Annotated in this window: 12 protein-coding genes and 1 pseudogene; 2 read left to right on the top strand and 11 right to left on the bottom strand. The window is 63.1% G+C overall.

Going from position 1 to position 13,624, the window contains the following annotated elements; translation table 11 throughout:
* Positions 1-1,563, top strand: a 1,563-nt coding sequence (locus UW3_RS29650) for a TonB-dependent receptor family protein (RefSeq protein ID WP_010223436.1), incomplete at its 5' end; no start/stop codon positions are given.
* Between the two features lie 90 nt (positions 1,564-1,653).
* Here the strand turns inward: UW3_RS29650 and UW3_RS0115560 are convergent.
* From UW3_RS0115560 to UW3_RS0115545, 4 genes are read right to left on the bottom strand one after another with little or no spacing between them, the layout of a single operon-like run.
* A complete protein-coding gene (locus tag UW3_RS0115560) occupies positions 1,654-2,808 on the bottom strand; it encodes an osmoprotectant ABC transporter ATP-binding protein OsmV (RefSeq protein ID WP_010223435.1) in 1,155 nt (384 codons plus the stop codon).
* Positions 2,805-3,452 carry an ABC transporter permease gene (locus UW3_RS0115555; protein WP_010223434.1) on the bottom strand — a complete coding sequence of 216 codons (648 nt, stop codon included), beginning with the start codon at positions 3,450-3,452 and terminating at the stop codon, positions 2,805-2,807. Before UW3_RS0115555 ends, UW3_RS0115560 begins: the two co-directional genes overlap by 4 nt.
* A 1-nt stretch (position 3,453) precedes the next feature.
* Entirely contained in the window at positions 3,454-4,362 is a 909-nt protein-coding gene (locus UW3_RS0115550) for a glycine betaine ABC transporter substrate-binding protein (protein ID WP_010223433.1), read from the bottom strand.
* A 14-nt stretch (positions 4,363-4,376) separates the two neighbouring features.
* Complete coding sequence (locus tag UW3_RS0115545) at positions 4,377-5,090, bottom strand: ABC transporter permease (protein ID WP_010223432.1); 714 nt, start codon at positions 5,088-5,090, stop codon at positions 4,377-4,379.
* A gap of 334 nt (positions 5,091-5,424) precedes the next feature.
* Between UW3_RS0115545 and UW3_RS0115540 the strand changes: the two genes are divergently transcribed.
* Complete coding sequence (locus tag UW3_RS0115540) at positions 5,425-7,008, top strand: peptide chain release factor 3 (protein WP_010223431.1); 1,584 nt, start codon at positions 5,425-5,427, stop codon at positions 7,006-7,008.
* 100 nt (positions 7,009-7,108) lie between these two features.
* On the opposite strand, the gene UW3_RS0115535 is transcribed toward UW3_RS0115540, so the two are convergent.
* The 7 genes and pseudogenes from UW3_RS0115535 to UW3_RS27095 all read right to left on the bottom strand — a co-directional run.
* Positions 7,109-8,188: a polyamine ABC transporter substrate-binding protein gene (locus UW3_RS0115535; protein WP_010223430.1), complete on the bottom strand. Its 1,080-nt coding sequence runs from the start codon at positions 8,186-8,188 to the stop codon at positions 7,109-7,111.
* Between the two features lie 55 nt (positions 8,189-8,243).
* Positions 8,244-8,585 (bottom strand): cupin domain-containing protein, encoded by a 342-nt coding sequence (locus UW3_RS0115530; protein WP_010223429.1) that lies wholly within the window; start codon positions 8,583-8,585, stop codon positions 8,244-8,246.
* A 32-nt stretch (positions 8,586-8,617) separates the two neighbouring features.
* Positions 8,618-10,024 (bottom strand): NAD(P)/FAD-dependent oxidoreductase, encoded by a 1,407-nt coding sequence (locus UW3_RS0115525; RefSeq protein ID WP_010223428.1) that lies wholly within the window; start codon positions 10,022-10,024, stop codon positions 8,618-8,620.
* A 61-nt stretch (positions 10,025-10,085) separates the two neighbouring features.
* Positions 10,086-10,895, bottom strand: coding sequence for an AraC family transcriptional regulator (locus tag UW3_RS0115520; RefSeq protein WP_010223427.1), 810 nt, complete (start codon positions 10,893-10,895; stop codon positions 10,086-10,088).
* Positions 10,896-10,981: 86 nt separating this feature from the next.
* Positions 10,982-11,950: a peptide ABC transporter ATP-binding protein gene (locus UW3_RS0115515; RefSeq protein ID WP_010223426.1), complete on the bottom strand. Its 969-nt coding sequence runs from the start codon at positions 11,948-11,950 to the stop codon at positions 10,982-10,984.
* Entirely contained in the window at positions 11,950-12,918 is a 969-nt protein-coding gene (locus UW3_RS0115510; protein WP_010223425.1) for an ABC transporter ATP-binding protein, read from the bottom strand. The genes UW3_RS0115515 and UW3_RS0115510 overlap by 1 nt, the downstream gene beginning before the upstream one ends.
* Positions 12,919-12,928: 10 nt before the next feature.
* Positions 12,929-13,624 (bottom strand): annotated as a pseudogene (locus UW3_RS27095) (ABC transporter permease subunit); the annotation flags it as partial.

The raw sequence follows: 13,624 nt of genomic DNA, 5'->3' as shown, positions 1-13,624 counted from the left end.
GCCCCCGCCGACAATGGCCTGGGGGCAGCCTTGCTGTACTCCGGAGTCAATGGCAACGGCTACCGCAGCAGCAACAACGACAACGACATCGATGACGTGTTGCTCAAGACCCATTGGGCAGTCACCGACAGCGACGAGTTCTGGCTCAACTTCCATTACTACGACGCCAAGGCCGACATGCCCGGCGGCCTGACCCAGGCCCAATTCGACGACGACCCGTACCAGTCCGACCGCGATTACGACACGTTCAGCGGCCGACGCAAGGACGTATCCTTCAAGTACCTGCGCCAGATCGACGACGTCACCCAGTTCGAAGTGCAGACCTACTACACCGACAGTTTCCGTGGCAGCAGCATCGCTGCCCGCGACCAGAAGACCCTGTCGTCGTACCCGCGCAGCTACCACACCTTCGCCATTGAGCCACGGGTTTCACGGATCTTCTTCGCCGGCCCCACCACTCAGGAAGTCAGCGTCGGTTACCGTTACCTGAAAGAGGCGATGCACGAGCAGTCGACCCGCCTGGCGCTGATCAACAACGTGCCGACCGTCACCCCGACCTCCGACGGCCATGTGTTCCAGGACCGAACCGGCGGTACCGAAGCCAGCGCTTATTACATCGATGACAAGATCGATGTCGGCAACTGGACCATCACCCCGGGCATTCGCTTCGAGCACATCAACACCGACTGGCACGAGCGCCCGGTGCGCGGCACCAACGGTGTGCCGGTGCAGGAAAAGAACCGCAGCGTGACCAGCAACGAACCGCTGCCGGCACTGAGCGTGATGTATCACCTGTCCGATGAGTGGAAGCTGTTCGCCAACTACGAAACCTCGTTCGGCAGCCTGCAGTACTTCCAGCTTGGCCAGGGCGGCAGCGGCGATCAGACCGCCAACGGCCTGCAAGCCGAGAAAGCCAAGACCTATGAAGTGGGTACCCGCTACAACAACGGCACTTGGGGGGGGGAGCTGACCGCGTTCTACATCGACTTCGATGATGAGCTGCAGTACATCAGCAACGACATCGGCTGGACCAACCTCGGGGCGACCAAGCACCAGGGCATCGAAGCCTCGATGCATTACGACCTGTCGGGGCTTGATCCGCGTCTGCAGGGGCTGAGCGCCAATGCCGGCTTCACCTACACCCGTGCCACCTATGAAGGCGAGATCCCGGGCTTCAAGGGGCGCGACCTGCCGTTTTACTCGCGGCAGATCGTCAATGCCGGGCTGCGCTATGAGATCAATCGCTGGACCTGGAACCTGGATGCCTACGCCCAATCGAAACAGCGCGCACCGGGTACCGGCATGAATGCCGACGGCAGCTTCAACGGCAACTACATCACCGAGCCGAGTGCCGATGGCCAGTACGGCGACATTCCGGGCTACGTGACCTGGGCGGCGCGCGGCGGCTATGACTTCGGCAAGGAACTGTCGAACCTCAAGCTGGCGGCCGGGGTGAAGAACATCTTCGACAAGCAGTACTACACCCGCTCCAGCGACAACAACGCGGGGATCTACCTGGGTGAGCCGCGCACCTTCTATGTGCAGGCCAGTGTAGGGTTTTAAGCAGCAGGGGCCGCTGGCAAGACCGGCTCCCACAGGGTAGGTGGACACCGGACCCTGTGGGAGCTGGCTTGCCAGCGATGCTTTTCAGTGTCAGGCCAGCGCTTGTGCCGGCGAGACAATGCAGGTCTTGCCCCCACGCGAACGCCCCGAACTCAGGTAGGCGGCAATCGATTCCTGGGTCACCTCGCCGAGGAACACCTGCTCGGCATCCAGCACCGGCAACCACGAGCGATTGAATTCGTACATCCGCGACAGCAGGATGCGCAGGTGCTCATCGTGCGAGGCGGTGGCGTTGAAGGTACGCAGGAAGTCGGCGCAGGTGCCTTGCTGGCGATGCAGGTCGCGACGGCGCACATAGCCCATGGCTTTGTTCTGCCCGTCGGTGACCACCAGGTAGCGACGGTCATGTTCGTCCATCAGTTCCAATGCATCGGCCACCGGCGTTTGCGGGCTTACCGCCGGCGCGTTGTCGGCGGCGTCTTCGGCACGCACCAGCAGCAGGCGCTTGAGGGTGCTGTCCTGGCCAACGAAGTTGCTGACAAAATCGTCCGCAGGATGGGCCAGCAGGGTGTCCGGGTGGTCGATCTGGATCAGCTTGCCGGCGCGGAAAATCGCAATCTTGTCACCCAGCTTGATCGCCTCGTCGATGTCGTGGCTGACCATGATCACGGTCTTGTTCAACGCCCGCTGCATCTCGAAGAACTCGTTCTGGATCATCTCGCGGTTGATCGGGTCGACCGCGCCGAACGGCTCGTCCATCAGCAGCAACGGTGCTTCGGCGGCCAGGGCGCGGATCACGCCGATGCGCTGTTGCTGGCCACCGGACAACTCTCGGGGGTAACGCTGCAGGTACTGCTTGGGTTCGAGCTTGATCATGCTCATCAGCTCGCGGGCGCGCTCGTGGCATTTCTGCTTGTCCCAGCCGAGCAGGCGCGGGACCACGGTGATGTTCTCCTCGATGGTCATGTTGGGGAACAGGCCGATCTGCTGGATCACATAGCCGATGCGCCGGCGCAGGGTCACCTCGTCGAGGCCGGTGGTGTCTTCGCCGTTGATCAGCACCTTGCCGGAGGTCGGCGCAATCAGGCGGTTGATCATCTTCAGCGTGGTGCTCTTGCCGCAACCGGACGGGCCGAGGAACACGCAGATCTCGCCTTCGTTGACGGTCAGGCTGACGGAGTCGACGGCTTTGACGTCTTTGCCGTTGGCGTGGAAGGTCTTGCTGAGGTTCTGGAGTTCGATCATTTGCGCAGTCCTTCTGGAGTCAGGGCACGTTGCAGGATTTGCAGCAGCAGGTCGGCGATGATGGCCAAGAGGCTCACCAGCACGGCACCGACCAGCAGCATCGACATGTCGCTGCGGCTGATGGAGGTGAGGATGAGTACGCCCAGGCCACCGGCGCCGATGGTCGCGGCGATGGTCATGACGCCGATGTTCATCACCACGGCGGTACGTACACCGGCGAGGATCACCGGCACGGCGATGGGCAACTCGACCATGCGCAGGCGCTGGCCGAAGGTCATGCCGATGCCGCGGGCGGCTTCCCGGATGCCCGGCTCGACGTTGGTCAGGGCCAGGTAGGTGTTGCGCAGGATCGGCAACAGCGAATACAGAAACACCGCCGTAATCGCCGGCAGTGGCCCCAGGCCCTGGCCGAACGTGGAGTAGAACGGCAGCAGCAGGCCGAACAGGGCGATCGAGGGGATGGTCAGCAGCACCGTGGCGGCGGCTTGCAGCGGGCTGGCGAGAGCCGGGAAGCGGGTCATGAGGATGCCCAGCGGCACGCCGATGACAATCGCCAGGCTGACGGCGATGCCGACCAGGGTGATGTGTTGCCAGGTCAGGTGCAGGACCTGGGCCCAGTCCAGGTGGGTAAAGGTATCGAGCATGTTATGGCTGCTCCTGTGCGGGAGGATGCTGGCGCAGGTACTCGGCGGCGACTTTGCCCGGGCTCTGGTGTTCGACATCGACCTTGGCGTTGAGCTGGCGCATGGTTTCGTCGTCGAGCTGTTCGGCCAGGGGTTTGAGCAGGCTGGCCAGTTGCGGGTGGGCGTCGAGCACGGCCTTGCGCACCACCGGGGCTGCGGTGTAATCGGGGAAGTAGTGCTTGTCGTCTTCCAGCAGCTTGAGGTCAAAGGCGCTCAGGCGCCCGTCGGTGGTGTACACCAGGCCGCTGAACACCTGGCCGTTGCGTAGCGCGGTGTAGACCAGGCCGGCGTCCATCTGGCGGATGTCGCGGCGGGTCAGCTGCAGGTCGTAGGTTTCGCTCAGGCCCACCAGGCCATCGGGACGGTTGGCGAACTCGGTGTCCAGGGCCACCACGTGGATGCGGCCCTGCTCGTCGCGCAGCACCTGGTTCAGTTCGCTGATGCTGTTGACCTGCGGGTATTGCTCAGCGACCTTGCGCGGCAGGGCCAGGGCATAGGTGTTGCTGAACTTCGACGGCGTCAGCCAGATCAGGTCTTTCTTGGCATCCAGTTCCTTGACCCTGGCGTAGGTGGCGGCGGCGCTGGGCATGCGTTCGTCGATATGGTTGTAGGACACCAGCGAAACACCGGTGTATTCCCAGACCATGTCCAGCTGGCCGGTTTCGTGGGCGCTGCGGGCAAGGTTGCTGCCCAGGCCGCCGGTGATACGCACGTCAAAGCCGTTCTGGTTGAGGTACTGGGCAGTGATTTCAGCCAGCACCGTCTGTTCAGTGAAGACCCGCGCACCGAGGCGGATCACAGGTTTGGTCGCGGCCTGGGCAAATCCTGCGAACAGCAGGGCCGCGCCCAGCAACAAGGCGATTCTTTTCATGGGAGCTCCTTCGCTTAGTGGGCCAGGCCGCGTTCAAGCCAACGGCGGCTGGACTGCGCCACCAGGGCGTCGAGTACCAGGGCGAGCAGGGCGGTACAGGCAGCGCCGAGCAGCAGTTGCGGCTGATTGTTCAGGGCAATGCCGGGGAAAATCAGGCTGCCCAGGCTATTGGCGCCAATCAGGAACGACAGCGGCGCGGTACCGACGTTGATCGCCAGGGCCACCCGCACACCGCCGACGATGATCGGCACGGCGTTGGGCAACTCGACCCGCCAAAGGGTCTGGCGCGGGGTCATGCCGATACCGGTGGCGGCTTCCTTGAGCGAGGCGGGAACGTTTTTCAGGCCTTCGTAGGTGTTGCGTACGATGGGCAGGAGGGAGGCGAGGAACAGCGCGAAGACGGCGGGACCGGCGCCAATGCCCAGGAAACTCAGGGCGATGGCCAGAACGGCCAAAGGGGGGATGGTGTTGCCAATGTTGAAAAACTGCATGAAGCGTTCGGCGCGGTCGACCCGATGTGGTCGACTCAAGGCAATCCCAGCGGGTATGCCCACGGCTAGCGCCGCCACCATCGACAGCAACACCAGCATCAGGTGCGCTTGCAGGTAGAACCACAGATCGGCGCGGTAGTGCGCGATCGTATCGATGCCGATCCAGTGGATCAGCAGGGCCAGGATGACGAGCACGAAGGCACATCCCATCAGCCCCTTGCCATAGCTTTTAGCCACAGGCGGACTCCTTTTGTTGTCGGCGAACACACTCCCGTGGCAGCCACCATTCCAGGCGGCAGGCAGTGTGATCGCGATAAGCAGCGCGTTGTCCGAAAACGGAGCGGAACACGCCATAAGCGAAGCCTCGTCAGGCTCGTAGTGCCGGTGAAACCAACCCTGACGAACGGTCATGACCGATTGCGGATCAGGGGAGTGGACGCCTCCACAGCCTTAAAGGTTCCCATCTGAAGCGGCATTTGGCCAGCGCTGATTAACCCAACGGTTCAGTTCGGGGGCAAATTTGGGCTATAATCTGCGCCCTTTTTTTGAATCACCTGCCAGGCGATTTCCCATGACCAACCAGGCCGCCGAAGTCGCGAAACGCCGCACCTTCGCCATTATTTCCCACCCCGATGCGGGTAAGACCACCATCACCGAGAAGCTCCTGCTGATGGGCAAGGCGATTGCCGTTGCCGGTACGGTGAAATCGCGAAAGTCCGACCGCCATGCCACCTCCGACTGGATGGAAATGGAGAAGCAGCGTGGTATCTCCATCACCACCTCGGTGATGCAGTTCCCCTATCGCGAGCACATGATCAACCTGCTCGACACCCCGGGCCACGAAGACTTCTCGGAAGATACCTACCGTACCCTCACCGCCGTCGACTCGGCGCTGATGGTGCTCGACGGCGGTAAAGGGGTCGAGCCACGGACCATCGCCCTGATGGACGTCTGCCGCCTGCGTGACACGCCGATCGTCAGCTTCATCAACAAACTTGACCGTGACATCCGCGACCCGATCGAACTGCTCGATGAAATCGAAGCGGTCCTGAAGATCAAGGCCGCACCCATCACCTGGCCGATCGGTTGCTACCGCGATTTCAAGGGCGTGTACCACCTGGCGGGCGACTACATCATCGTCTACACCCCGGGCCACGGCCACGAGCGCACCGAGGTGAAGATCATCGAGAAGCTCGACTCCGATGAAGCCCGCGCCCACCTGGGTGACGAGTACGAGCGCTTCCTTGAGCAGCTGGAGCTGGTGCAGGGCGCCTGCCACGAGTTCGACCAGGGCGAATTCATGCGTGGCGAGCTGACCCCGGTGTTCTTCGGTACCGCGCTGGGCAACTTCGGTGTCGACCACGTGCTCGATGCGGTCGTCGACTGGGCGCCACGCCCGCTGCCGCGCGAGGCCAACGAGCGCGCCGTCGAGCCGACCGAAGAGAAGTTCAGCGGTTTCGTGTTCAAGATCCAGGCGAACATGGACCCCAAGCACCGCGACCGTATCGCCTTCATGCGTATCTGCTCGGGCCGTTACGAAAAAGGCATGAAAATGCGCCACGTGCGCACCGGCAAGGACCTGCGCATCGGCGATGCGCTGACCTTCTTCTCCTCCGAGCGTGAGCAACTGGAAGAGGCCTGGGCCGGCGACATCATCGGCCTGCACAACCACGGCACCATCCAGATCGGTGATACTTTCACCGAAGGCGAGGCCCTGGGCTTTACCGGTATTCCGCACTTCGCTCCGGAACTGTTCCGCCGCGTGCGCCTGAAAGACCCGCTCAAGTCCAAGCAACTGCGCCAGGGCTTGCAGCAACTGGCTGAAGAGGGTGCGACCCAGGTGTTCTTCCCCGAGCGCAGCAACGACATCATCCTCGGCGCCGTCGGTGTGCTGCAGTTCGATGTGGTCGCCAGCCGCCTGAAGGAAGAGTACAAGGTCGAGTGTGCCTACGAGCCCATCACCGTCTGGTCGGCGCGCTGGATCAGCTGCGACGACAAGAAGAAGCTCGAGGAATTCAAGAACAAGGCCGTGGAAAACCTGGCCATCGACGGTGGCGGTCACCTGACCTACCTGGCCCCGACCCGGGTCAACCTGGCGCTGATGGAAGAGCGCTGGCCGGATGTGAAGTTCCGCGCGACCCGCGAGCATCACTAACTTAAGCCTCAAGCTTCAAGCGTCAAGAAAGAGCAGACCGTGCGCGGTCTGCTTTTTTTTTTTGCAGCTGGAAGCTTGGCGCTTGCAGCTGGCCGAAGGCTTAGTTTCCCGCTTTGATGCTGGTCCAGATCCGGGTGCGGATGCGGTCGATCTTGGCCGGCATCGCTTCCAGGGCATAGAGCTTGCCGAGCATCTGGTCGCTGGGGTAGATCATGCCGTTGGCTTTTAGCGCCGGGTCGACCAGGGTGTCGGCCGTGAGGTTACCGTTGGCGTACTGCACATGGTTGCTGATGTTGGCCATCACTTCAGGCTGCAGCAGGTAGTTCATATAGGCGTAGCCGGCTTTCTCGTCTGGTGCGTCGGCCGGCATGGCGACCATGTCGAACCACATCGGAGCGCCTTCCTTGGGAATCGAATAGCCGACCTTCACGCCATTTTTCGCCTCTTCTGCCCGGTTCTTGGCCTGCAGCACATCGCCGGAGAAGCCCACCACCACGCAGATATCGCCGTTGGCCAGGTCGCCGGTGTACTTGGAGGAGTGGAAGTAGCTGATGTACGGGCGCACGGTCATCAGCAGTTGCTTGGCCTTGTCGTAGTCTTTCGGGTCTTGGCTGTGGTGCGCCAGGCCCAGGTAGTTGAGGGCGATCGGCAGTAGTTCCGGGCCATTGTCGAGCACCGCCACGCCGCAGCTTTTCAGCTTGCTGATGTACTCGGGCTTGAAGATCAGGTCCCAGGAATCCACCGGGGCGTTGTCGCCCAGCACCGCCTTGACCTTGTCGATGTTGTAGCCGATCCCGGTACTGCCCCACAGGTACGGGAAGCCGTACTGGTTGCCCGGGTCGTTGACCTCCAGGGCCTTGAGCAGCACCGGGTTGAGGTTTTTCCAGTTGGGCAGCTGGCGCTTGTCCAGTTGTTTGAGCGCCTTGCCCTGGATCTGCCGGGCCATGAAGTGGTTGGAGGGGAACACCACGTCGTAGCCGGAGTTGCCGGTCATCAGCTTGCCGTCGAGGGTCTCGTTGCTGTCGAACACGTCGTAGGTCGGCACGATGCCGCTGGCCTGCTGGAAGTGCTTGAGGGTGTCGGGGGCGATGTAGCTGGACCAGTTGTAGATTTTCACCGTATCGGCCGCCTGGGCGATGGAGGCGGCCAGCAATAGTGGTGCGAAGAGCAATGGGCGCATGTCTGGATTCCTTGCTTGGTCTGTTTTTTATCGAAGGAGGCAGGCGATCAAATGATCAGAAAATCAGCACGTAGGTCTTGCGCACGGTCTCCTGGATATCCCAGGTGCCGGTGCTGTTGGCCGGTAGCAGGATGGCGTCGCCGGCTTCGATGCTCAGCGGTTCGCCACCGTCAGGGGTGAAGGTGCAGCGGCCCTTGATGAAATGGCAGAACTCCTGCTGGACGATCTGCCGGCGCCAGCGCCCCGGGGTGCATTCCCAGATGCCGGTTTCGACGCCATCGCTGCGCTCGACGCAGGTTACCGAGGCGATCGAGACCGGCTCGCCGAGCGGTACGGCCACCGGGTTGGAGTCGTCGAGGGTGACGCTGTCGGTGTTCTTGAACTGGGTAATGCTCATACCGGTGAGTCCTGTGCAGGGGGAACGAAAAGTCAGCGCATGAAGCCTTCCATGAAGTCCGCCACGCCGCTGGCCAGGCGTCGGCGCCAGGGGGCGCTGGAGGGGGCGGCGAGGGTCTGGTCCTCATGGACGAAACTCTTGATGATTGCGTTGTAACCCAGCCAGCGGCAGGGTTCAGGCTCCCAGCCGGGCAGGCTGTGCAGGGCCCGGTCGTGGTTGGCCCAGGGCTGTTCGGTAAGCACGCTGCGCCGCTCCAGGATCAAGTCGGCCAGGGTTCGCCCGCCCAGGTTGCTGGCGCCGACGCCTTCGCCGCCGTAGCCACCCGCCAGGGCAATCCGCTGTTTGCGGTCGCAGAACATGTGCGGCTGGAAGCGCCGGGCCATGCCCAGGTTGCCGCCCCAGGCGTGGGTGATGGCGACGTTCTTGAGCTGCGGGAACAGTTCGCCGAACAGGTAGCGGCGCAGTTCGATTTCACTGTCGGTGAGGTCGAAGTTGTCACGCAGGCGCCCGGCGAAGCGGTAGCCGCCACGGGCGCCAAACACCAGGCGGTTGTCGAGGGTGCGCTGACCGTAGGTGACCTGACGGCTGTTCTCGCTGAAGGCTTGGCCGCGGTTGAGGCCGATCTGCTCCCAGGTCTGTTCGGGCAGCGGTTCGGTGGCCACCAGCAGGCTCTGTACCGGCATTTGATAGCGGCCCAGTGGCGGCAGATTGACCGAGTAGCCCTCGACCGCCGGCACCAGCCACTGGCATTTGACCCGTGCCTGCAACATACGCACCTCGCCGGCGCGCCACTGGGTGACGGGGCTACTCTCAAAGAGTTTCACGCCCATGGCCTCCACCGTACGGGCCAGGCCGCGTACCAGTTTGGCCGGCTGGATGGTGGCGACATTGGGGTTGAAGATTGCGCCATAGGGGCGGCTGATACGCAGCTGGAGCGCCAGCTCATCGGGGCTCAGCCAGCGGTAGTCGGCTTCGCTCAGGCCCTGTTTGTAGCATTTGTTCAGGTAGGTGCGCAGGCTGGTTTCCTGCTCGGGGTAGCGTGCTGCGCAATACAGCACGCCACCTTTGCGGTAGTCGCAGTCGATGCCTTCGCGCTCGAGCACTTGGGCAACTTCATCGGGGATGCCGTGCAGCAGGTCATAGCTGGCGCGTCGCTGTTCGGGCGTGCAGCCGGCGAGCAGGCGGTCTTCGCCGAGCAGGTTACCCATCAGCCAGCCGCCATTGCGCCCGGAAGCACCGAAGCCTGCGATCTGCGCTTCGACGATGGCGATGTTCAGTTGCGGCGCCAGGCGTTTGAGGTAGTAGGCGGTCCACAGCCCGGTGTAGCCAGCGCCGATGATGCAGACGTCGACGTCCAGGTCTTGTTGCAGCGCCGGGCGTGAGGCCAACGGCTCATCGAGTTGGTCCATCCACAGGCTGATACTGCGCCATGCCAGCATTGTTCGGCTCCACATCGGTAACGGTCTGTGGCGATCCTAGAAGCTTGCGGGGCGCTGTGTCTTACGTGCGTGCACGCAGAGAATTCTGCTTCACGTAGGCCTTGGGCGACAGGCCGGTGTGCTGACGAAAACACTTGTAGAACGCCGACAGCGAGTTGAAGCCGGCGGCAAAGGCCAGCTCGTCGACACGCGCGACTGTGGTGCTGGCCTCCAGGCTGGTCAGCAGGTGTTGCAGGCGGGCCTGGTTGACGTAGCGGTAGAAGCTCTGGCCGAGCACCTGGTTGAGCAGGTAGGAGATCTGGTTACGACTGTAGCCACTTTCGCGGGCGACGCACTGTAGGTCCAGCTCCGGGTCGAGGTAGGGTTGCTGGTGCCGGAAGTACTGTTCCAGGTCCTGGGCCATGAAGCTCAGCTGGCGCGGCGACAGGCCCAAGCGGCTGACTGCCGGGCGCAGGTCGTTGTGGCCGGGGGCCTGGCTGGGGGCACGGACCAACGAGGCGTACTCGTTGACCCGCCAGATCAAACCGTCGCGCACGGTGATCGCTTCGCTGGACTGGAACGCCACCAGGCCTTCGCCTCCGCGCAGGGTGACCTGATACTGAATGAAGGCGGTGCAGCCGTCGACGCGGATGCGGTCACTGTGGACGATGTCTTCATCGGCTTCGCGGGGCATGCTCACGCGCACGTATTCGCGCAGCTGGTCGAGGTGCAAGACGCGGTTCTGGAAGAAGTCGTTGTAGTGGATATCGGGGTGATACAAGGCCATGACCCCGTCGAGGTCGCGATGCTTCCAGCACAGGTGGTAGCGCAGGACGGTGGCGGCGGTTTCCGGGGTTTGTTCCGGGCCGTCGGGGATAGGGGTTGGGGTCATTGCTGGATAGTGATGGAGGGGCCAATCGCGGGTCAAGCCCGCTCCCACACAGTGCACTGTGGGAGCGGGCTTGACCCGCGATGCGGTTACAGGAACTGCTCGGCGTAGTGGCACGCCACTTGTCGCGTCCCTACCTGGCGGAACGCCGGTTCCTCCACCGCGCAACGCTCAGTGGCATACGGGCAGCGCTTGTGGAAGGCACAGCCAGGTGGCGGATTCAGTGGGTTGGGCAGCTCGCCGGCGATCTTGATTTTCGGCTTGAGCGGGTCCGGATGAATGGTCGGTGTCGCCGACAGCAGCGCCTGGGTGTAAGGGTGCAGCGGCTTGCTGTAGATATCCTCCTTGGGGCCCATTTCCGCTGGCCGGCCCAGGTACATCACCAGCACCTGATCCGCCACATGGCGCACCACCGCCAGGTTGTGGGAAATGAACACGTAGGCGGTGTTGAACTCCTTCTGCAGGTCCATGAACAGGTTCAGCACCTGGGCCTGGATCGATACGTCGAGGGCCGAAGTCGGTTCATCGGCCACCAGCACTTTCGGTTGCAGCATCATCGCCCGGGCCAGGGCAATACGTTGGCGCTGGCCACCGGAGAACATGTGCGGGTAGCGCTGATAGTGCTCGGGGCGCAGGCCGACCTGTTGCATCATCGCCTGCACCTTCTCGCGGCGTTCGGCCTTGCTCAGGTTGGTGTTGATCAGCAGCGGTTCGCCCAACTGGTCGCCGATCTTTTGCCGCGGGTTGAGCGAGGCGTAAGGGCTCTGGAAGACCATCTGCACGTCCTTGCGCAGTTGCTTGCGCTCGGCCTTGTTGGCCCCGGCGACTTCCTGGCCGGCGATCTTCAGCGAACCGGAAGACGGCTCTTCGATCAGGGTCAGGGCCCGGGCCAGGGTCGACTTGCCACAGCCGGACTCGCCAACCACAGCCAGGGTCTTGCCGGCTTCCAGTTCAAAGGACACACCGTTGAGTGCGCGTACCAGGGCATGGCCCTTGAACAGGCCACGGGAAACCTCGTAGTGACGGGTCAGTTCACGGGCGGTAAGGACGACGGTCATTACGCCACCTCCTGGTTCAGCGGGTAGAAACAACGCACCTGGCTATGGGCCTGGGGGTCGAGGGTTGGCCGTTGCCGGCGGCAGTTGTCCTGCGCGTACGGGCAGCGCGGCGACAGCAGGCAGCCTTCGGGGCGATCGTAGCGCCCGGGGACGATGCCCGGCAGGGTCGCCAGGCGCTCGGCGCCTTGGCTGTGCTCGGGGATCGCCGCCAGCAAGGCTTCACTGTAGGGGTGCGCCGGTACGTCGAACAGTTCGGGCACCTGACCCACTTCCACGGCCTGGCCTGCGTACATCACGCAGACCCGTTTGGCTGTTTCGGCCACTACGGCAAGGTCATGGGTGATCAGGATCAGGGCCATGTTCTGCTCTTTTTGCAGGTTGAGCAGCAGCTCCATGATCTGCGCCTGGATGGTCACATCGAGGGCGGTGGTCGGTTCGTCGGCGATCAGCAGCTTGGGCTCGCCGGCAATCGCCATGGCGATTGCCACCCGCTGGCTCATGCCGCCGGAAAGCTGGTGCGGGTAGGCGTCCAGGCGGCTTTCGGCGCCAGGGATTTCAACTTTTTTGAGCAGCTCCAGGGCACGCTGGCGGGCAGCCTTGCCGCGCAGTCCGAGGTGCTGGCGCAGGACTTCCTCGATCTGGAAACCCACGGTGTAGCTGGGGTTGAGAGCGGTCATCGGGTCCTGGAAGACCATGGCCATATCCTTGCCGACCACCTTGCGTCGTTGCCGGCCGCTGAGCTTGAGCATGTTGGTGCCGTCGAAGGTCAGGGCGTCGGCGGTAATACGCCCGGGGGCGTCGATCAGACCCATCAACGCCATCATGGTCACCGACTTGCCGGAGCCCGATTCGCCGACGATGGCCAGGACTTCACCTTCATTGACCGACAGGTCCAGGCCGTCGACCACCGGTACCGCATTGGCGTCGCCAAAGCGCACATTCAGATTCTTGATTTGCAGAAGTGACATGGCGATCTCCTCAGGCGGCATTCTTGAGTTTCGGGTCCAGCGCATCGCGCAGTCCGTCACCCATCAGGTTGATTGCCAGCACGCTGAGCAAAATGGTCAGGCCAGGCAGGCTCACGACCCACCAGGCGCGTTCGATGTAGTCGCGGGCCGAGGCCAGCATGGTGCCCCACTCGGGGGTTGGCGGCTGCACACCAAGGCCGAGGAAGCCCAGGGCGGCAGCGTCGAGGATCGCCGAAGAGAAGCTCAGGGTGGCCTGGACGATCAGCGGCGCCATGCAGTTGGGTAGCACGGTGACGAACATCAGCCGTGGCAGGCCGGCACCGGCCAGGCGTGCGGCGGTGACGTAGTCGCGGTTCAGTTCACCCATTACTGCCGCGCGGGTCAGGCGCACATAGGATGGCAACGAGACGATGGCGATGGCGATCACGGTGTTGATCAGGCCAGGGCCGAGGATGGCGACGATCGCGACCGCCAGCAGCAGCGAGGGCAGGGCCAGCATCACGTCCATCAGGCGCATGATCGACGGCCCGAGGATGCGCGGGAAGAACCCGGCCAACAGACCGAGGAAGATCCCCGGGATCAGCGAGATCACCACCGACGACAGACCGATCAGCAGCGACAGGCGCGAGCCCTGGATCAAGCGCGAGAGCAGGTCGCGACCGAGTTCGTCGGTGCCGAGGATGAACTGCCAGTTGCCGCCTTCGAG

The organism is Pseudomonas donghuensis (genome assembly GCF_000259195.1).
In the GTDB taxonomy this organism is placed as follows: Bacteria; Pseudomonadota; Gammaproteobacteria; order Pseudomonadales; family Pseudomonadaceae; genus Aquipseudomonas; species Aquipseudomonas donghuensis.
This window is presented reverse-complemented; position numbering and strand designations above follow the sequence as displayed.